Annotated in this window: 17 protein-coding genes; 6 read left to right on the forward strand and 11 right to left on the reverse strand. The window is 72.2% G+C overall.

The annotated features are described in order from the left end of the window. Positions 1-279 precede the first annotated feature (279 nt). Positions 280-822 carry a DUF937 domain-containing protein gene (locus KY5_RS14590; RefSeq protein WP_098242655.1) on the forward strand — a complete coding sequence of 181 codons (543 nt, stop codon included), beginning with the start codon at positions 280-282 and terminating at the stop codon, positions 820-822. Between the two features lie 41 nt (positions 823-863). Here the strand turns inward: KY5_RS14590 and KY5_RS14595 are convergent, their stop codons facing one another. The 3 genes from KY5_RS14595 to KY5_RS14605 are packed head-to-tail and all read right to left on the reverse strand — an operon-like array spanning position 864 to position 4,032. After that, on the reverse strand, positions 864-1,700 hold the full coding sequence (locus KY5_RS14595) for a sugar phosphate isomerase/epimerase family protein (protein ID WP_098242656.1): 837 nt from the start codon (positions 1,698-1,700) through the stop codon (positions 864-866). Beyond that, the gene (locus KY5_RS14600; protein ID WP_098242657.1) at positions 1,697-2,875 is read right to left on the reverse strand and encodes a dihydrodipicolinate synthase family protein; all 1,179 of its coding nucleotides are present in this window, start codon (positions 2,873-2,875) and stop codon (positions 1,697-1,699) included. The genes KY5_RS14595 and KY5_RS14600 overlap by 4 nt, the downstream gene beginning before the upstream one ends. Beyond that, a complete protein-coding gene (locus tag KY5_RS14605; protein ID WP_199843081.1) occupies positions 2,872-4,032 on the reverse strand; it encodes a Gfo/Idh/MocA family protein in 1,161 nt (386 codons plus the stop codon). Before KY5_RS14605 ends, KY5_RS14600 begins: the two co-directional genes overlap by 4 nt. Positions 4,033-4,199: 167 nt before the next feature. Here KY5_RS14605 and KY5_RS14610 point away from each other — a divergent pair, with 167 nt between their 5' ends. Beyond that, positions 4,200-5,246 (forward strand): LacI family DNA-binding transcriptional regulator, encoded by a 1,047-nt coding sequence (locus tag KY5_RS14610; protein ID WP_098242658.1) that lies wholly within the window; start codon positions 4,200-4,202, stop codon positions 5,244-5,246. Positions 5,247-5,302: 56 nt separating this feature from the next. Here the strand turns inward: KY5_RS14610 and KY5_RS14615 are convergent, their stop codons facing one another. Next, a complete protein-coding gene (locus KY5_RS14615; protein ID WP_098242659.1) occupies positions 5,303-6,814 on the reverse strand; it encodes a PLP-dependent aminotransferase family protein in 1,512 nt (503 codons plus the stop codon). A gap of 29 nt (positions 6,815-6,843) precedes the next feature. Here KY5_RS14615 and KY5_RS14620 point away from each other — a divergent pair, with 29 nt between their 5' ends. The 4 genes from KY5_RS14620 (at position 6,844) to KY5_RS14635 (ending at position 11,410) form a co-directional block, all read left to right on the forward strand. Further along, positions 6,844-7,449 (forward strand): LysE family translocator, encoded by a 606-nt coding sequence (locus KY5_RS14620; protein ID WP_098242660.1) that lies wholly within the window; start codon positions 6,844-6,846, stop codon positions 7,447-7,449. A gap of 146 nt (positions 7,450-7,595) precedes the next feature. Next, positions 7,596-8,396 (forward strand): sugar phosphate isomerase/epimerase family protein, encoded by an 801-nt coding sequence (locus KY5_RS14625; protein ID WP_098247258.1) that lies wholly within the window; start codon positions 7,596-7,598, stop codon positions 8,394-8,396. A gap of 492 nt (positions 8,397-8,888) precedes the next feature. After that, on the forward strand, positions 8,889-10,643 hold the full coding sequence (locus tag KY5_RS14630) for a glycoside hydrolase family 3 protein (RefSeq protein ID WP_418952868.1): 1,755 nt from the start codon (positions 8,889-8,891) through the stop codon (positions 10,641-10,643). A 113-nt stretch (positions 10,644-10,756) separates the two neighbouring features. Further along, entirely contained in the window at positions 10,757-11,410 is a 654-nt protein-coding gene (locus tag KY5_RS14635) for a hypothetical protein (RefSeq protein WP_098242662.1), read from the forward strand. Between the two features lie 36 nt (positions 11,411-11,446). Here KY5_RS14635 and KY5_RS14640 read toward each other — a convergent pair whose 3' ends face one another. From KY5_RS14640 to KY5_RS14670, 7 genes are all read right to left on the reverse strand, one after another. Then, on the reverse strand, positions 11,447-12,898 hold the full coding sequence (locus KY5_RS14640) for a S28 family serine protease (protein WP_098242663.1): 1,452 nt from the start codon (positions 12,896-12,898) through the stop codon (positions 11,447-11,449). Positions 12,899-12,987: 89 nt separating this feature from the next. After that, positions 12,988-13,395 carry a hypothetical protein gene (locus tag KY5_RS14645; protein ID WP_098242664.1) on the reverse strand — a complete coding sequence of 136 codons (408 nt, stop codon included), beginning with the start codon at positions 13,393-13,395 and terminating at the stop codon, positions 12,988-12,990. A 152-nt stretch (positions 13,396-13,547) separates the two neighbouring features. Then, a complete protein-coding gene (locus tag KY5_RS14650) occupies positions 13,548-17,276 on the reverse strand; it encodes an ABC transporter ATP-binding protein (protein WP_098242665.1) in 3,729 nt (1,242 codons plus the stop codon). Positions 17,277-17,416: 140 nt separating this feature from the next. Then, positions 17,417-18,343, reverse strand: coding sequence for a serine hydrolase (locus KY5_RS14655; RefSeq protein ID WP_098242666.1), 927 nt, complete (start codon positions 18,341-18,343; stop codon positions 17,417-17,419). A 121-nt stretch (positions 18,344-18,464) separates the two neighbouring features. Continuing rightward, a complete protein-coding gene (locus KY5_RS14660) occupies positions 18,465-20,153 on the reverse strand; it encodes a thiamine pyrophosphate-binding protein (protein WP_098242667.1) in 1,689 nt (562 codons plus the stop codon). Beyond that, positions 20,150-21,133 (reverse strand): agmatinase, encoded by a 984-nt coding sequence (gene speB, locus KY5_RS14665; protein WP_098242668.1) that lies wholly within the window; start codon positions 21,131-21,133, stop codon positions 20,150-20,152. Before speB ends, KY5_RS14660 begins: the two co-directional genes overlap by 4 nt. Before the next feature lie 51 nt (positions 21,134-21,184). Then, positions 21,185-22,645 carry a sodium:solute symporter gene (locus KY5_RS14670; protein ID WP_098242669.1) on the reverse strand — a complete coding sequence of 487 codons (1,461 nt, stop codon included), beginning with the start codon at positions 22,643-22,645 and terminating at the stop codon, positions 21,185-21,187. Positions 22,646-22,662: the final 17 nt, after the last annotated feature.

Raw genomic sequence — 22,662 nt, forward strand, 5'->3', positions numbered from 1 at the left:
TGATCCGACGCTACCGCCCGGCACCGACAGCGCGGGAAGCCTGTGGACAACTTCGAAGGGGCCCGGTCCGTGGACCAGACCCCTTCGGGTTTCCCTCCCCTGTCAAACCTCGCGATCCCCCCGGATCCCCCGGATCCCCCCAGATCCTGGTTCCCCCCTCAGAAGGTCTGACTCCAAGTACGACACGCCTGGTGCCCGAAGGGTTGCACGGCGTTGCCCACGAGTTTTCGGAACGGCTTCCAGGTGCTGACAAAGCGGGGCAGAAGTAGCGTTTGACGCATGAGCGATTCCCAGTCCTTCGAGCAGGACGTGCTGAACGAGCTCGGCGACGACAAGCTCCAGGAGATCGCGGGCCTGCTCGGCACGGACGCGGCAGGGGCCCAGGACGTCGTGGGCACCACGGTGTCCGCGCTCTCCGGGGACCTCCAGGACAAGGCGGCCGCGCCGGATCCCGCGGAGGCCGACGAGGTGCGCCGGGCTTTCGCCGAGGTCGAGTCCGGCGGACCGCCCCTCCAGCCCGGCGAGCAGCCCCTTCAAGGGGTGGCCGCCTTCGGCGGGTTGGGCGGTCTCGCCGCCGGGGGGATGATGTCCGGCGTCCTCGCCAAGATGAGCAAGCCGGTCGCCAACGCGGTCTCCAAGAAGACCGGCATCCCCGCGCCGACGGTCTCCCGCGTCATCGAGATGCTCATCCCCGTCGTCCTCGCGGTGCTCACCAAGCGGGCCGCGAGCACCAAGGCCCCCGGCGGTGCGGCCCCGAAGGCGTCGGCGTCCTCGGGTGGCCTCGGTGATCTGCTCGCGCAGGTCCTGGGCGGCAAGAAGTAGTCAACGAGCGGCCGCGGCCACGGCCGCGGTCCGCACGGGTCTCACGCGTGCGCGCGAAAGCGTCGCGCCGTCTCCCTCAGCACCTCGCCGCCGTCGCGTGCCCACAGGTCCTCGTTGAAGATCTCGACCTCGATCGCCCCCGCGTACCCCGCGCCGTCGACCAGCGCGCGGAACGCCTTGAAGTCGACGCTGCCGTCCCCCAGCTGCCCGCGCCCGAGCAGCACGCCCGCGGGCAACGGAGTGATCCAGTCGGCCAGTTGGAAGGCGTGGATCCGGCCGCCCCTGCCCGCCCGGTCGATCTGCGCGGGCGCCTGGTCGTCCCACCACAGGTGGTAGGTGTCCACGACCACGCCCACCTGCGCCGCGGGGAAGCGTTCCGCGATGTCGAGCGCCTGGCCCAGGGTGGAGACCACGCAGCGGTCCGCGGCGAACATCGGGTGCAGCGGTTCGATGGCGAGCCGTACGCCCCGCTCCTCGGCGTAGGGGCCGAGGACGGCAAGCGCGTCGGCGATGCGCTCGCGGGCACCGGTCAGGTCCTTGCTGCCGTGCGGCAGCCCGCCGGAGACCAGGACCAGCGTGTCCGTGCCGAGCGTCGCCGCCTCGTCGACCGCCGCGCGGTTGTCGTCGAGGGCACGCGCGCGTGCCGCCTCCCCGATGTCCGTGAAGAAGCCGCCCCTGCACAGGCTCGTGACGGTGAGGCCCGACTCGCGCATGAGGCGGGCGGTGCGCTCGACCCCGTACTCCTGGACCTGCGCGCGCCACAGACCGACCCCGGTGACGCCCTCCTCGGCGCAGCCTGCGGCGAGGTCGGTCATCGACCACTGCTTGATGGTCTCCTGGTTGATGCTCAGCCGGGACGGGTCGACAGCGGCGCTCATTGGGGTACTCCGTGGACGGTGAGCAGGGATCGCATGCGGGCGGCGGCGAGGGCCGGGTCGGGGAACAGGCCGAGGCCGTCGGCGAGTTCGTAGGCGCGGGCCAGGTGCGGCAGCGAGCGCGCCGACTGGAGGCCGCCGACCATGGTGAAGTGCGACTGGTGGCCCGCGAGCCAGGCGAGCAGGACGACGCCCGTCTTGTAGTAGCGGGTCGGCGTCCGGAAGAGGTGGCGTGACAACGCGACCGTGGGGTCGAGGAGTTCGCGGAAGCCCTTCACGTCCCCGGTGTCCAGGATCCGCACCGCGTCCGCCGCGAGGGGCCCCAGCGGGTCGAAGATGCCGAGCAGCGCGTGGCTGAAGCCGTGGTCGTCGCCCGCGATCAGTTCCGGGTAGTGGAAGTCGTCGCCCGTGTAGCAGCGCACGCCCCGGGGCAGGCGGCGGCGCAGGGCGATCTCGCGGTCGGCGTCCAGGAGCGAGACCTTGATGCCGTCGACCTTGTCGGGGTGGGCGGCGATGACCTGGAGGAAGGTGTCCGTGGCCGCGTCCAGGTCGGCCGAGCCCCAGTAGCCCTCCAGGGCGGGATCGAACATCGGGCCGAGCCAGTGCAGGATCACCGGCTCGGTGGCCTGGCGCAGGAGATGGCCGTACGTCTCCAGGTAGTCGTCCGGCGACGCGGCCGCCGCCGACAGGGCGCGTGACGCCATCAGGATCGGCTGCGCGTCGCACGACTCGACGAGCTCCAGCTGCTCCTCGTACGCCGTACGGACCGTCAGGAGGTCGGCGGGTGCCGTGAGTTGGTCGGTGCCGACGCCGCACGCGATGCGGCCGCCGACCGCCTTCGCCTCGGCGGCCGAGCGGCGGATCAGCTCGGCGGCGCCCGCCCAGTCCAGGCCCATGCCGCGCTGCGCGGTGTCCATGGCCTCCGCGACGCCGAGGCCGTGCGACCAGAGGTGGCGGCGGAAGGCGAGGGTGGCGTCCCAGTCGACGGCGGCGGGGCCTTCCGGGGGGACGTCGGCGTAGGGGTCGGCGACCACGTGGGCGGCGGAGAAGACCGTGCGGGAGGTGAGCGGGGAGCCGCCGCCCGTCGGGCGGGGCGCGGCGCGCGTCGGGCGGGGCGCCTCGCGCGGGGTGTACGCGCGCGTGCCGCCGCCCTCGGCCGGAAGCAGGACGGTGCTCACAGCGCGATCTCCGGCACGTCGACGCGGCGGCCCTCGGCCGAGGAGCGCAGACCCAGTTCGGCGAGCTGCACGCCGCGCGCGCCCGCGAGGAGGTCCCAGCGGTAGGGCGCGTCCGCGTACACGTGCTTGAGGAAGAGCTCCCACTGCGCCTTGAAGCCGTTGTCGAACCCCTCGGGCCCCTGGTTGTCGGGGACCTCCTGCCACTGGTCGCGGAAGGAGTGGGCGACGGGCAGGTCCGGGTTCCAGACCGGCTTGGGGGTCGTACTCCTGTGCTGTACGCGGCAGTTGCGCAGGCCCGCGACGGCCGAGCCCTCCGTGCCGTCGACCTGGAACTCGACGAGTTCGTCGCGGTTGACGCGCACCGCCCAGGAGGAGTTGATCTGCGCGATGGCCCCGCCGTCCAGCTCGAAGATGCCGTACGCGGCGTCGTCGGCGGTGGCGTCGTAGGGCTTGCCGCCCTCGTCCCAGCGCTGCGGGACGTGGGTGGCGGTGAGCGCCTGGACGCTGCGCACCCGGCCGAACAGCTCGTGCAGGACGTACTCCCAGTGCGGGAACATGTCGACGACGATGCCGCCGCCGTCCGCGGCGCGGTAGTTCCAGGAGGGCCGCTGCGCGGGCTGCCAGTCGCCCTCGAAGACCCAGTAGCCGAACTCGCCCCTGACCGACAGGATCCGGCCGAAGAAGCCGCCGTCGATGAGGCGCTTCAGCTTGAGCAGGCCCGGCAGAAAGAGCTTGTCCTGGACGACGCCGTGCTTGATGCCCGCGTCCGTGGCGAGGCGGGCCAGGTCGAGGGCGCCCGCGAGGCCGGTGGCGCTGGGCTTCTCCGTGTAGACGTGCTTGCCCGCGGCGATGGCCTTCTTGAGGGCCTCCTCGCGCGCGGAGGTGACCTGGGCGTCGAAGTAGATGTCGACGGAGGGGTCGGCGAGGACCGCGTCGAGGTCGGTCGAGACGTGTTCGAGGCCGTGCCGTTCGGCCAGCGCGCGCAGCGCGTGCTCCCTGCGGCCGACGAGGACCGGCTCGGGCCAGAGCACGGTGCCCTCGCCCAGATCGAGGCCGCCCTGCTCGCGGAGGGCGAGGATCGAGCGGACCAGATGCTGGTGGTGGCCCATGCGTCCGGTGACGCCGTTCATGGCGATGCGCACCGTCTTCCGTGTCACGAAAGTCCCTCCATAGGGGCGTAGCAAGCGCTTTCTATTTAGGGGCAAGCTAGCCTGCCGGACAAGGTTCGGACAAGGGCTTCGGACTTTCGCAGCGCAGTGGCGCGGCGCCCGTCACGGGGCGCGGGCCGTCGCGACGACCAGAGCAGTGACCGGAGGACGACGAGATGACCGTGACCCTGGCGGACGTGGCGGCCCGCGCGCAGGTCTCCCCCGCCACCGTCTCCCGCGTGCTGAACGGCAATTACCCCGTGGCGGCCGCGACGCGCGAGCGGGTCCTGCGCGCGGTCGACGACCTCGACTACGTCCTCAACGGGCCCGCGAGCGCGCTCGCCGCGGCCACCTCCGACCTGGTCGGGGTCCTCGTCAACGACATCGCCGACCCCTTCTTCGGGATCATGGCGGGCGCCGTGCAGTCCGAGATCGGCGGTCCCGGCGGGCGCGCGGGCGGCGAGCGGATGGCGGTGGTGTGCAACACCGGCGGCTCCCCCGAGCGCGAACTGACCTACCTCACCCTCCTCCAGCGCCAGCGCGCCGCCGCGGTCGTCCTCACCGGCGGCGCGATCGAGGACGCCGAGCACGCCGCCGCGATCGCCGGGAAGCTGCGGCGGCTCGCGGAGGCGGGCTCGCGGGTGGTGCTGTGCGGGCGCCCGCCGTCGCCCGACACCGACGCGGTGGCGGCGCTCACCTTCGACAACCGCGGCGGCGGCCGCCAGATCACGGAGCACCTGCTCGGTCTCGGGCACCGGCGCGTCGGCTACATCGCGGGCCCCGAGGAGCGCACCACCACCCGGCACCGCCTGGAGGGCCACCGGGCCGCGCTCGCCGCGCGCGACATCGAGGACGATCCCGCGCTGACGGTGCACGGCCCCTACGACCGCCGCTCCGGATACGACGCGACGGTCGAACTCCTGCGCCGCGCACCCGACTTGACGGCCGTCGTCGCCGCGAACGACACGGTGGCGCTCGGCGCCTGCGCGGCCCTGCGCGACAAGGGCCTGCGCATCCCGGACGACGTGTCGGTGGCGGGCTTCGACGACCTCCCCTTCAGCATCGACGTGGTCCCCGCCCTGACGACGGTCCGGCTGCCGCTGCACGAGGCGGGGGCCCGCGCGGGCCGCATCGCCATGGGCAAGGAGAAGCCGCCGCCGGGCGGAGTGGCCACGGTGCACGGGGAGTTGATGGTGCGGGGGTCGACGGCGGGGCCTCGGTAGAGGGCCTTCCGGCCCTCCGGCCCTCCGCTACCGGGCCGCCCCTCCCCGGCGCCCGCTCACAGCAGCCGCCCCAGCACCCGCACCCCCTCCGCGATCTCCGCCGTGCCGGTCGCCGCGTAGCCGAGCACCAGGCCCGGGGCGTGCGGGAGTTGGGTGTGCCAGGAGAGCGGGTGGACCTTGACCCCGTGGGCGAGGGCGGCGGTGGCCAGGTCCGTGTCGGGGGCGTCGTACGCCGCCGCGTCGAAGGTGATCGTCAGGTGCAGGCCCGCCGCCGCGCCGTGCACCCTCGCGCCCGGCAGGTGCGTCGCGATCGCCTGGATCATCGCGTCCCTGCGCCTGCGGTGGTGCTTGCGGATCAGGCGCAAGTGGCGTTCCAGGTCGCCCGATTCCATCAGGTGGGCGAGGACGAGCTGGGGCAGCGCCGCGTTGCCGAGGTCGACGAGGCGCTTGGCGTCCGCGAGGGCGTCCTGGTACGCGGGCGGGGCGAGCAGCCAGCCGAGCCGCAGCGCGGGCGCGAGCAGCTTGGAGACGCTGCCCGCGTAGCAGACGTGCGCCGGGAGCAGGGCGTGCAGCGCGGGCACGGCGGGGCGGTCGTAGCGGTGCTCCGCGTCGTAGTCGTCCTCGATGACGAGGCCGCCCTCGCGGGCCCAGTCCATCAGTTCGCGGCGCCGTTCGCCGCCGAGGACCACGCCGGTCGGGAACTGGTGGGCCGGTGTGAGCAGCACGGCTGGCGCCCCGGTGGCCCGCAGCGCGTCGACGCGGACGCCCTGGGCGTCCACCGGCACGGGCGGCGTGCCGAGCGGCCGCAGGTGCTGGCGCACGCCGAGGGAGCCCGGTTCCTCGACGGCAACGCGCGAGATCCCCTCGGCGCGCAGCACGTCGACGAGCAGGCGCAGCGCCTGGGCCGTGCCGTTGACGATCATCACGTCGGCCGGGTCCGCGACGATCCCCCGGTTGCGGGAGAGCCAGCGCGCGACGGCGCCGCGCAGGGCGGGTGTGCCGCGCGGATCCCCGTACCCGAAGTCCGCCGGGGCGAGTCCGGCGAGCACGGCCCGCTCGGCACGCAGCCAGGCCGCGCGCGGGAACGCCGAGAGGTCGGGCAGGCCGGGTGAGAGGTCGATGCGGGCGGGGGCGGCGCGGACGGCGTCGAAGATGCCGAGGTCGTCAGAGGGTGTGGCGAAGAGGTCCCTCCGCGCTGACTGTCCATCAGTTGTCGTGCTGCGGGCGGGCATCGATCGCGTACGGGCCGGTGTCGCGAGGACCACCGTGCCGCCCCTGCCCCGGCCCGCCACGTGCCCGTCCTCGGTCAGGCGCCGGTACGCCTCGGTCACCACGCCACGGGAGACGCGCAGTTCGTCGGCGAGGGCGCGGGTGGCGGGGAGCCTGCTGCCGGTGGTGAGGCGACCGTCCGCGATCGCGCCCCTGATCTGCCGTGCCAGCCAGTCGGCGATGCCGCCCCTCGGCGCGTCGCCGGTGTCGAGTTGGAGGAAGTCGGAGGTGGCGGGTGCGTCTCCGGTCCGCCCCGGCGTTATGGACCTGTCGGAAGCCGATCCATTGGACCTGTTCATGGATCCATTGTGGCGCCAGGGTCGAGCCCATGGAATTTCTGCTCACCTCCCTGGTCGTCTGCGTGACTCCCGGTACCGGTGTCCTCTTCACGATCGCGGCCGGCCTCTCCCGGGGCACCCGTGCCGCGGTGATCGCCGCCGTCGGCTGCACGCTCGGCGTCGTACCGCACATGATCGCCGCGATCACCGGCCTCGCGGCGCTCCTGAACGCCAGCGCGGTCGCCTTCGAGACCGTCAAGTACCTGGGCGTGGCCTACCTCTTGTACATGGCGTGGAGCACGCTGCGGGACAAGAGCGAGCTGACCGCGCAGGCCCCCGGCTCCGAGGAGCCGCGCTCCACGGGCCGCACCATCCTCACCGGCGTACTGATCAACATCCTCAACCCGAAGCTCACGCTGTTCTTCCTCGCGTTCCTGCCGCAGTTCGTGGCCGCCGACGAGCCCTACGCGTTCCTGCGCATGACGGAGCTCAGCGCGTACTTCATGCTGATCACGTTCGTGGTCTTCGTGGCGTACGGACGGTTCGCCGCGGCGATGCGCAGCCGGGTCATCTCCCGCCCGCATGTGGTGCGTTGGATGCGGCGCACCTTCGCGGTGGCGTTCGCGGCGCTGGGCGCGCGACTGGCGTTCCTGTGAGGAGCCGACCGCGGCTCGTGTGTGACGTCGTGTGACGTCGTACGTTCCCGTCCCGGTCGGACCGCGGTGAACGGCGCGAGCCCGCTTCCACCGCCACGGACAGGGGCGGGGTTGACCCCTGACACGTGCCGCCTACTGTCGTGGCCATGAAACTCGCCTTCTCCACCCTCGGCGTCCCGGGGCTCCCCCTGCCCGACGTCCTGCGCCTGGCCACCACCCACGGCTACCACGGCGTGGAACTCCGCGCGCACCCCGAAGAGCCCGTCCATCCGGGGCTCGGTCTGGTCGAACGGGCCGATGTGGCCGCCTCGTTCAAGTCGGCGGGCGTCGAGATCCTCGGCATCGCGGGGTACGCGCAGGTGGCGGCGCCCGGCGACGACGAGCCCGTCCTGGACGAGATCCGCTCGCTCGTCTCGCTCGCCCGCGACCTCGGCGCCCCCTTCGTCCGCGTCTTCCCCGGCGGCGGCACGGAGCAGAGCGCGGACGAGGCCGACGCGACGGCCGCGAGGCGGCTCGGCACGGCCGCGCGCCACGCCGCGGACGCGGGCGTACGCATCCTCCTGGAGACGCACGACTCGCACCGCACCGGCGCCGACGTCACCCGGATCCTCGGCACGGTCGGGCACCGGCAGGTCGGCGCGCTGTGGGACGTGATGCACACGTGGCTGGGCGGCGAGCCCGTCACCGACACGTTCGCCGCGCTGTCGCCGTACCTCGGCTACGTCCAGGTGAAGGACATCGCGTCGGCCGACGACACGACCCCGCTCCCCCTCGGCACGGGCACCCTGCCGCTCGCCGAGTGCGTGGCCCTCCTCCACCAGGAGAACTGGGACGGCTGGCTGTGCTGGGAGTACGAGAAGCGCTGGTACGAGGAGGCGGCGCCCCTGTCGGACTCGCTCGGCGCGGGCCGCGAACTCCTGACGCGCCTGGTGACGCGGACGGACTGAGGGGCGGCGTCCCTTCAGGGGTGGCGCCCCGTGCGGGGAGGGGCGGGGGACCGCGCGCCCAGCCCTCACCGGGCCTTCGGGGAATGCTCCGCCCCTCTCCGAAAATCAACGTCTCAACGGGAACCCACGAGACATCGCCCCCGTCCAAGCAGCACGCTGCCGGTGAGTCTCCGCAAGGCGGTGTCGGCATCGCTGCTGGCTGCGAACGCTGACCACCCTCTCCGCCGCCTGCGGCCGGCAGCTCGCCGTCACCGGTGCGCCCCCCTCCAGACAGCGCCGGTGACGGCCCCTCCGCACCGGCGTCCCCGGCACCCGTACTCCCTTGACCGGCAGAAAGCTTCGGGATATCCGTAGGGCCTGAAAGAAACTTTCCTGGAGACTCTCCACCGGCCCGCAGGAGCGCACGTGTCCCAGTCCGACGACCTCGACCGCCGCCTGCGGGGGATCATCTCCGGCCTGACCCTGGAGGAGAAGGTCGGTCAGCTCTTCGTGATGCACGTGTACGGCGAGAGCGCCACCGATCCGGACGCCGCGGACGTGGAGACCAACCTCCGCGAGCTGGGGGTGCGCGACGCAGCCGAGCTGATCGCCACGTACCGGCTCGGCGGCGTCATCTACTTCGGCTGGGCCCACAACACCCGCTCCCCGCGACAGATCGCGGAGCTCTCCAACGGCATCCAGAAGGCAGCCGCGGAACAGCCCTCCCGCATCCCCGTGCTGATCTCCGTGGACCAGGAGCACGGCATCGTCGCCCGCGTCGGCGCCCCCGCGACCCTGCTGCCCGGCGCGATGGCGATCGGCGCGTCGGGGTCGCACGACATGGCCCGCGAGGCCGCCCGCGTCGCGGGCGCCGAGCTGCGCGCCCTCGGCATCCGCCAGGACCACGCCCCGGACGCCGACGTGAACGTCGACCCCGCCAACCCCGTCATCGGCGTACGCTCCTTCGGCTCGGACCCCGAGGCGGTCGCCGGATTCGTCACCGCGCAGATCGAGGGCTACCAGAGCGCGGGCATCGCGACGGCGGCCAAGCACTTTCCCGGGCACGGCGACACCATGGACGACAGCCACACCGAACTGCCGCGCATCCACCACACCCGCGAGGAGTGGGACCGCGTCGACGCCCCGCCGTTCCGCGCGGCCGTCGCCGCGGGCGTCGACTCCGTGATGACCGCGCACATCGTGGTGCCCGCGCTCGACCCTGCCGGGGACCCCGCGACCCTGTCCCGCCCGATCCTGACCGGCGTGCTCCGCGAGGAACTCGGCTACGACGGCGTGATCTCCACGGACTCGCTCGCGATGCGCGGCGTACGCACGAAGTACGGCGACGACCGGGTGGCCGTGCTCGCGCTCAAGGCGGGCGTCGACCAGCTCCTGAACCCGCCGAACCCGAAGGTCGCGTGGGACGCGGTGCTCCGGGCCGTCGCGGACGGCGAGTTGACCGAGGAGCGCATCGAGGAGTCGGTGTTGCGCGTGCTGCGGATGAAGGCGAAGGTGGGGCTCCTCGACGGCCTCACGGCCGGTGACGGCACCGGCGCCGGGACCACGAGCGAGGAAGTCGACGCCACCGTCGGCGCACCCGGCCATCTCGCCACCGCCGACCGCATCGCCGAGGCGACCACGACGCTGCTGCGCGACGACCACGCCCTGCTGCCGCTCTCCCCGCACACGCACCCCGAGATCCTGGTGGTCGGCGTGGACCCCGGCTCGCCGTCCGGCACGACGGGCCCGCCGACCACGGTGCTCGCCGACGCCCTGACCGGCCTCGGCTTCACCGCGACGGCCCGCTCCACGGGAACGGCCCCCGACGACACGGCCGTCGAGGAGGCGGTGGTGGCGGCGAAGGGCAAGGACGCGGTCCTCGTGGCGACCTACAACGTGGCGGCGCGCACCACCGCGCGGGACAACACCCAGGCGGCCAACGCCGCGCTTGACAAGGCGTCGAGGCCGGGCAGGGCCGGGAACTACGCCGCGCCGTCGACCGACGGACAGGCCGTCCTCGTCGCCGCGCTCAAGGCCACCGGCGTCCCCGTGATCACGCTCGCCGTCCGCAACCCCCACGACATCGCGCACCTGCCCGACGTGGACGCCTCACTCGCCTCGTACTCCTGGACCGACGTCGAACTGCGCGCCGCGGCACGGGTGATCGCGGGCCGCGCGGCGCCCCGGGGCCGACTGCCCGTGCCGGTGCGGCGGGCGGACGATCCGACGCAGGTGCTGTACCCGGTCGGCCACGGCCTTACGTACTGAGAGGTACGACGCACTACCGGCGCACCACCCCCAAACGACCCGAAGCACCCTGTGCACCTGGCGCGCGCCCGCTCCCCAGGGTCACGCTGGGTACACATATCGGGGGGACTGCCATGCTCGTCTGCACCGCGGCGCGGCCTCGTGCGGCCTGGGGGACGGTCTGCGCGCTGCTGCTCGCGGGCACGGTCGCGCTGACGGGCTGCCAGAAGTCCGGCGGCTCGGGACCCACCGCGTCCGGCCGGATCGACGGCACGGCGCCCGCCGCCTCGCGAACCGCCGGGTTCGGCGCGGTGTTCCTCGCCGTCGACGAGTGCAGTTCGCGCGGGCGCGAGACGTTCACCGAAGTGCCGTGCACCAGCGAGCGGGCCGCCGCGCGGGTCGTCGCGCGCCATGACGGCGAGGTGAAAGAAGGCCCGAAGTGCCCCGCCCGTACGGACTTCGTCCTGCACATCAGCGAGAGCAGGCCCGCGGGCGACGAGGACGGCGACGGCGAGGTCCCGCAGGGCTACGCGTGCATGCGGAACCTGGAACCGCCGCACCCCGGTGATCCGGGGCGCGGCGGCGGGCCGCGGACCCTCGTCGGCGACTGCGTCTACGGCGCGGGGCGCGGCCAGGTGCGGGAGACCGCCTGCGACGGCTCCGGCAAGCGGGACCCGGAGTACCGGATCACCAGGGCGGTGGCGAAGCGGGCGCTGTGCCCGCCCGCCACACAGCTCTACGTGTCACTGGGCGGCGAACGCCCGGTCGGGTGTGCCGTACGGCTCTGAGCGGGACCCGACCGGACGCGCGTCCGGCCCGGTGGCCTACGGCCGCAGCGTCAGCTCCTTGCGCACGTCGCGCTTGTCGAGCTTCTTGTCGTACGGAGCGAGCGGCTTGCCCGCCTCGGATGCGACCCCGGCCCACGCCTGGATCCGCTGCGTCGCCTTCGCCTTCTCGTCCGCGACGAGCTGCGAGACCGTCGCGCCGTGGTTGGCGCCGGGCGCCGTGAAGACGTACGAGTCGTGCTTGGCGCCCTTGGCGGGACGGAACTGCTCGGCGCCCCACGGGTCGAACTCGCCGTACACGTACATCATCCGGTGCGCGTTGTGCCGCACCCACCGGTCCACGTCGCGCATGGCGTGCGGCTTGAACTTCATGGGGATCTCGCGGGGCACGAAGTTCCGCGGCGGCTGGTAGCCGTAGCGGCTCAGGTTGCCGAGCCAGGGCTGCTTGATGGAGGGCGAGCCGAGCTCGGTGCCCGCCTGGTAGTAGTACGGCGTGTAGGTCTCCAGGCCCTGGTCGGCGTAGGAGGACCAACCGCCCACGGCCTCCACGTAGTCGAAGATCTGCTGGTCGCTCGCGGTCGCCGCGTCCGGGACCTTGCCGCAGGCGGTGGCGGCGGGCTGGTACTGCCAGAAGCCCCAGACCAGGTCGAGCACGACGGCCTCGAAGGCCTTGTCGAGCGTGCCGATGGTCTTGAAGGTGTAGCCCTGTGCCTCGGCGTAGGCCGCGAACTTCTTCGACAGCGCCTCCCTGCGCACCAGCGCCTCGCGCTGCACGTCCTGGAGCTTGGTGCGGCACTGGGCGGGCCCGACCCCGGCGAGGAACGCGTCGTACGCCGAGTCCTCCTTGTCGACCACGTCGTTGGGCGCGACGTAGGAGACGATGCCGTCCATGTCACGCGGGTAGAAGCGCTCGAAGTACGTGGCGGTCATGCCGCCCTTGGAGGCCCCGGTGGCCAGCCACTTCTTGCCGTAGACGGGCTTCAGAGCCTTGAAGATGCGGTGCTGGTCGCTGGCGCCCTGCCAGATGTCGAGCTTGCTCCAGTCGGCCGGGTCGGGGCGCGACGGGTTGAAGAAGCGGTACTCCATGGAGATCTGGTTGCCGTCGACGATCTGCGTCGGCTCGCGCCGGCTCGGGGTCGTCGAGACGTTGTAGCCGCCGGTGTAGAAGACCGTGGGGCGGCTGGTGTCCTTGTGCAGCACGGTGATCCGCTGCTTGAACGTGCCCTTGGACGGGCGCCGGTGGTCCACCGGCTGGGTGTAGTTCAGGACGAAGAAGCGGTACCCCGGGTACGGCTTCTCCTCGATCAGGCTCATGCCGGGTATGGCGAGCAGCCTGTCCTTGATGTCGGTACCCGATCGGTCCGAGGTGTCCGACGTACCTGGGACGCCCGGTTCCGCGGCGGTGGCCGCTCCGGTCGTCGTCGCTCCGGCCGCGCTCATCGTGCCTATCAGCACCACGAGCGACAGCAGCCATCTGAGCGCCTTGCGCATGCACCCTCCCCTGTCGACACAGCAATGCCCCGGAACCTAACGGAGCAACTGGGTCCGCACCAGAGGAGATCGAGTGCGTGTGCGAGGACTCAGCAGAGGATCCAGCCCGAACTGACGCCGCCGCGGCCGATCTTGCCGGTCACCCGGACGCAGCGGTGGCCCGCGTGGACCGTCACCGGACCCGCGTGGTGGGTGTAGCGGCCCTTGTCGCGCGCCGGGCGGCTGCCGCGCGCCTGGACGCTGACCGACATCGACGTGCGGGTGCCCGGCCGCTTGGCGAAGGCGATGGCGCAGAGGTAGCCGCGCGACTTGAAGATCTCGACCCTGCCGGTGCTGAAGGGCAGCGTGCGCACCTTGTGTCCCGCGCAGGCCGCCTTGGCGGTCTTCTTGACGGGCTTCGCCGAGGCGACGCCGGAGCCCGCGAGGACGAGCAGCACGGCCGAGGCCAGCACGGCGACGCCCAGCGCCGACCGCCGTCGTATCCGGCTACCGCTCACGTATGTCCCTCCCACCCCTGTGGCATCAGCGTACTGATGTACGGACGCCGCCCACAGCCCGCGCGGTTGCGGGCCGCGGGGGCATTTTTGCCGCGGAAGGGATACCGCGGAGTAACCCCGACATCGGGACGTCCGCGCCGGACCCCCGCGCCTCACGTCGACGCGCTGAGCTCCGGCTCGTCCTCCCCCACGAACGTCCGCCACAGCCGCGCGTACCGCCCGTCGAGCGCGAGCAGTTCCTCGTGCGTGCCGTCCTCCGCGACCTGCCCCTGGTCCATCACGACCACCCGGTCGGCGCGGGCCGCCGTGGTGAGGCGGTGGGCGACCACGAGCGTGGTGCGCTTGCCCGCGATGCGGTCGGTGGCCTGGTTGACCTGCGCCTCGGTGGCCAGGTCGAGCGCGGCGGTCGCCTCGTCGAGGAGGAGGATGTCCGGGTCGACCAGCTCGGCCCTGGCAAGCGCGATCAGCTGGCGCTGCCCGGCCGACAGGTTGCGGCCGCGCTCGCTGACCTCGTGCAGGTAGCCGCCGTCGAGGGTGGCGATCATCTCGTGCGCGCCGACCGCGCGGGCCGCCGCCTCGACCTGGGCGTCGGTGGCGTCCGGGCGGCCGTAGGCGATGGCGTCCCTGACCGTGCCCGCGAAGAGGTACGCCTCCTGCGGCACGACGCCCAGGCGGTGCCGGTAGGAGGTCATGTCGAGGTCCCGCAGATCGCTCCCGTCGACGGTGACGCGGCCGCCCGTGGGGTCGTAGAACCGGGCGACGAGCTTGACCAGGGTCGACTTGCCCGCGCCCGTCTCGCCGACGAAGGCGACGGTCTGGCCCGCGGGGATCCGCAGGCGGATGCCGGTGAGGGCCTCCTCGTCCTCCGCGTACGCGAAGTGCACGTCGTCGAAGGCGATGTCGCCGCGGAGCGAGAGGACTTCGAGCGGCTCGTCGGCGGCCTTCGTCGAGGTCGGCTCCTGGAGCAGTTCCTGGATGCGGCCGAGGGAGACCGTGGCCTGCTGGTAGCCGTCGAAGACCTGCGAGAGCTGCTGCACCGGCGCGAAGAACAGGTCGATGTAGAGCAGGTACGCGACGAGCGCACCGGTGGTCAGGGTGCCCGCCTCGACCCGTCCCGCGCCCACGATGAGCACCGCGACGACGGCCACCGACGACAGGAACTGCACGAACGGGAAGTACACGGAGATCAGCCACTGGCCCCTGATGCGGGCCGCGCGGTAGCTCTCGCTGCCCTCGGCGAACCGCTCGCGGCCCGCCCGCTCGCGCCGGAACGCCTGCACGATGCGCAGTCCCGCGACCGACTCCTGGAGGTCGGCGTTGACCACGGACACGCGCTCACGGGCCAGTTCGTACGCCTTCACGCTGGACTTGCGGAAGAAGTACGTGCCGACGACGAGCAGCGGCAGCGTCGCGAAGACCACCAGGGCCAGCTGTACGTCGATGACGAGCAGCGCGACCATGATGCCGAAGAAGGTGACCACGGAGACGAACGCGGTGACGAGACCGGTCTGGAGGAACGTCGAGAGAGCGTCCACGTCGGTGGTCATCCGGGTCATGATGCGCCCGGTCAGCTCCCGCTCGTAGTAGTCGAGTCCGAGCCGCTGGAGCTGCGAGAAGATCTTCAGGCGGAGCGAGTAGAGGACCCGCTCGCCGGTGCGTCCCGTCATGCGCAGCTCGCCGGTCTGGGCGACCCACTGGACGACGACGGCGGCGAGCGCGAGGCCGGAGGCGGCCCAGACGGCGCCGAGCGCGAGCTGGTTGACGCCCTCGTCGATGCCGTGCCGGATCAGGACGGGGAGCAGCAGCCCCATCCCCGCGTCCACGGTGACGAGCAGCAGGCTCAGGAGCAGCGCCGTGCCGAACCCGGCGAGCAGCCTGCGCAGTCCGTACGACTCCTCGGGCGTGACGGCCCGCGCCTCGTCGATGCCGGGGGTGTCGACGGCCGGGGGCAGCGCGTCGACCTGGGCGAGGAGCTCGGGCGTCGACGGCATCCCGGAGAGCGCGGGGTCCTTGCCGCTCTCGCGGTCGCCGGTCCACAGCGCGGGCGTGATGCCGCGCTCCGCGTCGAACTCGGCGTCGAGCTCGTCGCGTACGGAGGTGTCCTCGGGCAGGTCGGCGGGGAGCGTGTGGCCCGGGGAGACCCCGCCGAGCTCGTCGGGGTCGGTCAGCAGGCGCCGGTAGAGCGCGGAGCGCTCCTGGAGCTCCTCGTGCGTGCCGATGTCGGCGAGGCGGCCCTCGTCCAGGACGGCGATGCGGTCGGCGAGGCCGAGGGTGGAGCGGCGGTGCGCGATGAGGAGGGTGGTGCGGCCCGCCATGACCTGCTTGAGGGCCTCGTGGATCTCGTGCTCGACGCGGGCGTCCACGGCGGAGGTGGCGTCGTCGAGGACGAGGAGGCGGGGGTCGGTGAGGATGGCGCGGGCGAGCGCGATGCGCTGGCGCTGGCCGCCGGAGAGGGTCAGGCCCTGCTCGCCGACCGTGGTGTCGTACCCCTCGGGCAGCTCGGATATGAACCGGTCGGCCTGCGCGGCGCGCGCGGCGGTCTCGATCTGCTCCTGGGTCGCCTCCGGGTGGCCGTACGCGATGTTCGCGCGGATGGTGTCGGAGAAGAGGAAGGAGTCCTCGGGCACCAGGCCGATGGCGGAGCGCAGCGAGTCCAGGGTCAGCTCGCGCACGTCCCGGCCCGCGATCAGGACGGCGCCGTGCGTCACGTCGTAGAAGCGGGGAAGCAGCAGCGAGACGGTGGACTTGCCGCTGCCCGAGGAGCCGACGACGGCGAGGGTCTCGCCGGGGGCGATCTGGAAGGAGAGGCCGTCGAGGACCGGCCTGTCCTCCTCGTACGCGAAGGAGACCTCGTCGAACTCGACGGTGGCGGGGGCGTCGGCGGGCAGCTCCTTCGTGCCGTCCCGCATGCTCGGCTCGGTGTCGATGAGTTCGAGGACGCGCTCGACGCCGGCGCGGGCCTGCTGTCCCACGGTGAGCACCATGGCGAGCATCCGCACGGGTCCGACGAGCTGCGCGAGGTAGGTCGAGAAGGCGACGAACGTGCCGAGCGTGATCTCCCCGCGCACCGCGAGCCAGCCGCCGAGGGCCAGCATGGCGACCTGGCCGAGCATCGGCACGGCCTGCAGGGCGGGCGTGTAGCGGGAGTTGAGGCGGATGGTGCGCAGGCGCCCGGCGAAGAGCTTGCGCCCGACCTCCCTGAGCTTCCCGGTCTCCTGTTCCTCCTGCCCGAAGCCCTTCACCACGCGCACGCCGCTGACCGAGCCGTCGACCACACCGGCGACCGCGGCGGCCTGGGCCTGCGCGTACCAGGTGGCGGGGTGCAGCCGGGAGCGGGAGCGGCGGGCGATGAACCAGAGGCCGGGGGCGACGGCCAGGGCGACGAGCGTGAGCGGCAGCGAGAGCCAGGCCATGATCACGATCGAGATCACGAAGAGCAGGATGTTGCCGATGGTCATCGGCAGCATGAAGAGCAGGCCCTGGATCAGCTGGAGGTCGCTCGTCGCCCGGCCCACGACCTGCCCGGTGGACAGCTCGTCCTGGCGCCGCCCGTCCAGCCTGGTGATCGTCCCGTACATCTCGGTGCGCAGGTCGTGCTGGACGTCCAGGGCGAGCCTGCCGCCGTAGTAGCGGCGGATGTAGGTCAGTACGTAGACGAGGAGCGCGGCGCCGAGCAGCGCGCCCGCCCAGGGGCCCATGGTCCTGCCGCCGCCCTGGCCCTCGGCGCCGATGACGTCGTCGATGATCACCTTGGTGATCAGCGGCACCAGGGCCATGACGGCCATGCCCGCCAGCGAGGACCCGAGCGAGAGTACGACGTCCTTCGGATACCGCCACGCGTATCCGACCAGCCGCCGTGCCCATCCCCGTTGCTCTGTCACTCGGTGCCTCCCGCTCGTCTTCCCTGCCGGAAGGCACCAACGTCATGACGGGCGGATTTCATCCCGCCGCAACAAAACCGGGCCCCGTAAGGGGCGCGGGGAACTGCGCGACAAGCCAGAGCGGAGCCGCGGCGAAGGACTCAGCTGCTCGGCACCGCCACGAACGCCTCCTGAGGCGTCTGCGTCGGGGCGTAACGCGCAGTCGTACGCGGCGCCAGATCCTTGTGGATCGCCTTGGCCACGCCCTGGATGGTCGCGACGCCGTAGTTCATGGTGCTGTTGCCGTGCGTGAGCACGGAGATCGTGTAGTCGTGGCCGCCGCCCTTGAAGGCGCCGACGCTGTGCACGCGCCAGCCGTGGGTGGACCGCTGGAGCCAGCCGTTCTTGACGTGGATCTTGACGGCGGACGGGGCGCCCGCCGGGGTGCCCCAGCGCTGCGCGGAGACGACCTTGTTCATCAGCTTGAGGATGTAGGCGCGCGCGTTGTCGCTCAGGACGGAGTTCTTGGCGGTGATCAGGCCGAGGAGCTTCTGCTCGTCGGTGGCGTTGATCCGGGTCAGGCCCCAGTAGCCGCCGGATCCCGGCACGGTCTTCGTCATCTTGGCGGCCTTGAGGAAGCCGTTGATCTTGCCCGTGCCGAGCTGGCGCCAGAGCTTGCTGGTGGCGTTGTTGTCCGACTTGGTGATCATGGCGTACGCGAGGTCCGACTCACGGGCGGACAGCTTCCGCTCGGTCTTCTTCGCGTCCCACAGGAGCGCCGAGAGGACGGTCACCTTGACGACGCTCGCGGAGTCGAAGGAGGTGCCCGCGCGCAGGGTGCAGGTGGTCTTGGTGGTGCGGTCGTACAGGCCGACGGCGACCGTGCCCTTGCGGTTCTTCAGGGCCGCGGTGATGTCCTTCGTGAGCTTCCCGGCCAGGCCCGCCTGCGCGGAGCTGCAACTGACCTGCGGCGCCGTGGCAGCGGCGGCAGGCGTGGCGGCCGCGGCGAGCGGCACGAGCAGCCCGGCGGCGACGCCCGCCGAGAGCACGCGGGCACGCCTGGATATACCGGATGTCCGGTGAGTCATGGAGCTTTCCCATCCCCTGTGTGTGAAACGAGTGCGCCCCCGGCGCACTCGCCCCACATGACTCACCAGCGGTGGTGAAAGGTTGCACGAAAACAGGGAATCCGTGCGAAAACTCTCGCGCTCACCCCAGATGCGTCGGCGCGAACATCCGAAGCAGCGCGGGAAGCACCACCACGGACGGTCCCGGCTCGGCGAGGGCCTTCGCGAGGTCGTCCCCGAGGGTCTCCGGAGTCGTCCGGAGACCCGGCACCCCGAAGGACTCCGCGAGCGCCACGAAGTCCGGCCGCGCCAGCTCCGTGGCGCTCGCCTCGCCGAAGGCGTCGGACATGTACTCGCGCAGGATGCCGTAACCGCCGTCGTCGACGATCAGCCAGGTCACGTTCAGCCCGTACTGCTGCGCCGTGGCCAGCTCCGCGATCGAGTACATCGCGCCGCCGTCGCCCGAGACCGCGAGGACCGGGTGCGAGGGGTCGGCCACCGCCGCGCCGAGGGCCGCGGGGAAGCCGTAGCCGAGGCCGCCCGCGCCCTGCGCCGAGTGCATCGTGTTCGGACGCCGCGCGTCGAAGGCCGACCACGCCCAGTACGCCAGGATCGTCATGTCCCAGAAGGACGGCGAGGCATCGGGAAGGGCCTCGCGGACGGCGGCGAGCACCTGGCGCTCCAGGGTGAGGTCCTGGGCGTCGATCCGCTCGCCCACCTTGGCCAGCAGGTCCGCCACGCGCGCGTGGGCACCCTCGTCGGGACGCTCGGCGTCGATCGTCTCCAGGAGGGCGGAGAGCGCGAGCCGCGCGTCCGCGTGGATGCCGAGCGCGGGGTGGTTGGACTCCAGCTTCCCGGCGTCCGCCTCGATCTGGATCACCCGGCCGCGGGGCTTGAACGTGTGGTAGTTCGAGGACAGTTCGCCCAGGCCCGAGCCGACGACGAGCAGGACGTCCGCGTCCTCCAGGAAGTCCGTGGTGTGCCGGTCCTCCAGCCACGACTGGAGCGAGAGCGGATGCTCCCAGGGGAAGGCGCCCTTGCCTCCGAAGGTCGTGACGACGGGGGCGTTCACCAGCTCGGCGAGCGCGAGCAGCTTGCCGCTCGCGTCGGAGCGCACCACGCCGCCGCCCGCGATGATCGCGGGGCGCTCGGCGCGGGAGAGCAGCTCGGCCGCCACCGCGGTCAGTTCGGGGCGCGGCACGACCTCGTCGGGGGTCGCGTCCATCGCGGTGACGACGGGCAGTGTCGTCTCGGCGAGCAGGACGTCCTGCGGGATCTCCACCCAGACCGGGCCGTGCGGCGCGGTGAGCGCGGACTCCCAGGCGGCGGCGATCGCGGAGGGGATCTGCGAGGCCGTCCTGACCGTGTGCACGGACTTGACCACGTCCCTGAACGAGCCCTGCTGGTCGCGGAGTTCGTGCAGGTAGCCGTGGCGTCCGCCGCCGAGCCCGGCCACCGGGACCTGGCTGCCGATCGCGAGGACGGGGGAGGATCCGGCGGCCGCCTCCTGGAGCGCGGCGAGCGAGGTCAGCGCGCCGGGCCCGGTGGACAGGAGCAGCGGGGCGACCTCGCCGGTGATCCGGCCGTACGCGTCGGCCGCGAAGCCCGTGTTGTTCTCCACGCGGAACCCGACGTACGACAGCGAGGAGCGGCGCAGCGCGTCGAACATGCCGAGCGCGTGCTGTCCCGGGAGGCCGAAGACGGTGGTCGCGCCGAGCCCGGCCAGGGTCTCGACGACGAGGTCGCCTCCGTTGCGCCCCGGGGGCGGGTTCAGGGCGGCCTCGGTCTGTGCGGCGGTGGGCCTGAGGACCACGTCGTGGTCGTGCGTCACCGGGCGCCCTCCGCCCCGCGCGCCTCCGCGATCTGGCGGGACATGATCGTCGTCAGCTCGTACGCGGTGTGGGACGCGGCGACGGCGGTGATCTCCGCGTGGTCGTACGCCGGGGCCACCTCGACGACGTCGGCCGAGACGAGGTTGCAGGACGCCAGGCCGCGCAGGATCTCCAGGAGCTCGCGGGAGGTCATGCCGCCCGCCTCGGGGGTGCCGGTGCCGGGCGCGTGCGCCGGGTCGAGGCAGTCGATGTCGATGGAGATGTACAGCGGACGGTCGCCGATGCGCTGGCGCAGCTGGTCGGCGACCTCGTCGGCGCCGCGGCGGTAGATGTCCGCCGACGTGACGATGCCGAAGCCCATCTTCTCGTCGTCGGTGAGGTCCTTCTTGCCGTACAGCGGGCCGCGCGTGCCCACGTGGGAGAGGGCCTCGGTGTCGAGGATGCCCTCCTCGACGGCCCGGCGGAACGGCGTGCCGTGCGTGTACTCGGCGCCGAAGTAGGTGTCCCAGGTGTCCAGGTGGGCGTCGAAGTGGAGCAGCGCGACCGGGCCGTGCTTCTTGGCGACGGAGCGGAGCAGCGGCAGGGCGATGGTGTGGTCGCCGCCGAGCGTCATCATGCGCGCGCCCGAGCCGAGCAGGTCGTCGGCGGCGGCCTCGATGGTCTCCACCGCCTCGTTGATGTTGAACGGGTTGGCGGCGATGTCGCCCGCGTCCGCGACCTGCGCGAGCGCGAACGGCGAGGCGTCCTGCGCCGGGTTGTAGGGGCGCAGGAGGCGGGACGCCTCGCGGATCGCGTTGCCGCCGAAGCGGGCGCCGGGGCGGTAGGAGACACCGGTGTCGAAGGGCACGCCGACCACGGCGACGTCCGTCTTGCCGCCGACCTCGTCGAGGCGGGGCAGGCGGGCGTACGTCGCCGGGCCCGCGTACCTCGGGATGCGGGAGGAGTCGACGGGGCCGCGAGGGGTCTCGTTGCTGCTCATGGAGTGCCTTCCTTCTTACGCTTCGCTGCGCTTTGTGAGCGTTTTATGACTCTACTGAGATACGGGGGCCTGTTCGGCCACGGGTTCGGTGCCGCGCCCCGCAAGCCGCTCGCGCCAGGCGGCGAGCACCGCCGCGTCGGTCGGCCTGGTGGCGAGGGAGACGACGACGTACACGGCCAGCGAGATCAACAGGCCGTAGTAGACGGGCTCGTTGGCGAGGATGCCGTACCCCCACATGAGGCCGATGACCGAGAGCCCACCGGCGGCGACGGCCGCGAGCGCGCCCGCCGCCGTGCCGCGGCGCCACAGCAGGCCGCCGAGGATCGGCACGAGCAGCCCGGCGACGAGCAGGTTGTACGCGACGGTGAGCGCCTGGACGACGTCGTTGAGGGCGATGGCGATGGCGATCACGCCGACGCCCATCACGAGGATGAAGACGCGGTTGCCCTTGACCTCGTCGTGGTCCTGCGACGTCGGGGCGACCGCGCCCCGCAGCCGCGACCAGATGTCGTTGTTGGCGACGGTGGCGCAGGCGATGAGCGCTCCGGAGGACGTCGACATCACGGCGGCGAGCGCTGCGGCGAGCACCAACCCGCGCACGCCCATGGGCAGTTCGTCCTTGACGATGGTCGCGAAGGCCGCGTCGGCGCTCGGCAGGTCGGGGTACATGACCTTGGCGGCGGTGCCGATGACCGCGCCCGCGATCGCGTAGACCAGGCAGTACGTGCCCGCGACGGTGCCTCCGTAGCGGGCGACCTTGTCGCTGCGCGCGGTGAAGACGCGCTGCCAGATGTCCTGCCCGATGAGCATGCCGAACGTGTAGATCAGCACGTAGGTGAAGATCGTCTCGCCGCCGATGCCGAGGGGGTCGAAGTACTCGGTGGGCAGCTTGGCCTTCATCTCGCTGAAGCCGCCCGCCTTGACGACGGCGATGGGCAGCAGGAGGAGCAGCACGCCGATCGTCTTCACCACGAACTGCACCATGTCGGTGAGCGTGATCGACCACATGCCGCCGAGCGTGGAGTAGGCGACGACGATCGAGCCGCCGATGATGATCGCGACGGTGCGGTTCAGGTCGAACAGGACGTCGAAGATCGTGGCGTACGCGATGGTCGAGGTGACGGCGAGCATCAGCGTGTACGCCCACATGACCACTCCGGAGATGACGCCCGCGCGCCCTCCGTAGCGCAGGTCGAGCATCTCGGAGACGGTGTAGACCTTCAGGCGCGCGATGCGGGCCGAGAAGAAGACGCTCAGCGCGAGCAGCCCCAGGCCGATGGTGAAGACCATCCAGGCGCCCGAGAGCCCGTACTGGTAGCCGAGGCCGACGCCGCCGATGGTGGAGGCGCCGCCGAGCACGATGGCGGCCATCGTCCCGGAGTACATCCAGGGCCCGAGGCGGCGTCCCGCGACCAGGAACTCAGCTTTGGACTTGGCGCGGCGCATGCCCCACCAGCCCATGGCCAGCATCCCTGCGAGATAGACGACGATCACTGTGTAGTCGACGGCCATAAGGGGGCCTCCTTCGC

This window comes from Streptomyces formicae (genome assembly GCF_002556545.1).
GTDB lineage: Bacteria > Actinomycetota > Actinomycetes > Streptomycetales > Streptomycetaceae > Streptomyces > Streptomyces formicae_A.

Coding starts and splice junctions, on each gene's coding strand:
- KY5_RS14590 (WP_098242655.1), top strand. CDS start 280: ATGAGCGATTCCCAGTCCTTCGAGCAGGACGTGCTGAACGAGCTCGGC.
- KY5_RS14595 (WP_098242656.1), bottom strand. CDS start 1,700: ATGAGCGCCGCTGTCGACCCGTCCCGGCTGAGCATCAACCAGGAGACC.
- KY5_RS14610 (WP_098242658.1), top strand. CDS start 4,200: ATGACCGTGACCCTGGCGGACGTGGCGGCCCGCGCGCAGGTCTCCCCC.
- KY5_RS14615 (WP_098242659.1), bottom strand. CDS start 6,814: ATGAACAGGTCCAATGGATCGGCTTCCGACAGGTCCATAACGCCGGGG.
- KY5_RS14620 (WP_098242660.1), top strand. CDS start 6,844: ATGGAATTTCTGCTCACCTCCCTGGTCGTCTGCGTGACTCCCGGTACC.
- KY5_RS14625 (WP_098247258.1), top strand. CDS start 7,596: ATGAAACTCGCCTTCTCCACCCTCGGCGTCCCGGGGCTCCCCCTGCCC.
- KY5_RS14630 (WP_418952868.1), top strand. CDS start 8,889: ATGCACGTGTACGGCGAGAGCGCCACCGATCCGGACGCCGCGGACGTG.
- KY5_RS14635 (WP_098242662.1), top strand. CDS start 10,757: ATGCTCGTCTGCACCGCGGCGCGGCCTCGTGCGGCCTGGGGGACGGTC.
- KY5_RS14640 (WP_098242663.1), bottom strand. CDS start 12,898: ATGCGCAAGGCGCTCAGATGGCTGCTGTCGCTCGTGGTGCTGATAGGC.
- KY5_RS14655 (WP_098242666.1), bottom strand. CDS start 18,343: ATGACTCACCGGACATCCGGTATATCCAGGCGTGCCCGCGTGCTCTCG.
- speB (WP_098242668.1), bottom strand. CDS start 21,133: ATGAGCAGCAACGAGACCCCTCGCGGCCCCGTCGACTCCTCCCGCATC.
- KY5_RS14670 (WP_098242669.1), bottom strand. CDS start 22,645: ATGGCCGTCGACTACACAGTGATCGTCGTCTATCTCGCAGGGATGCTG.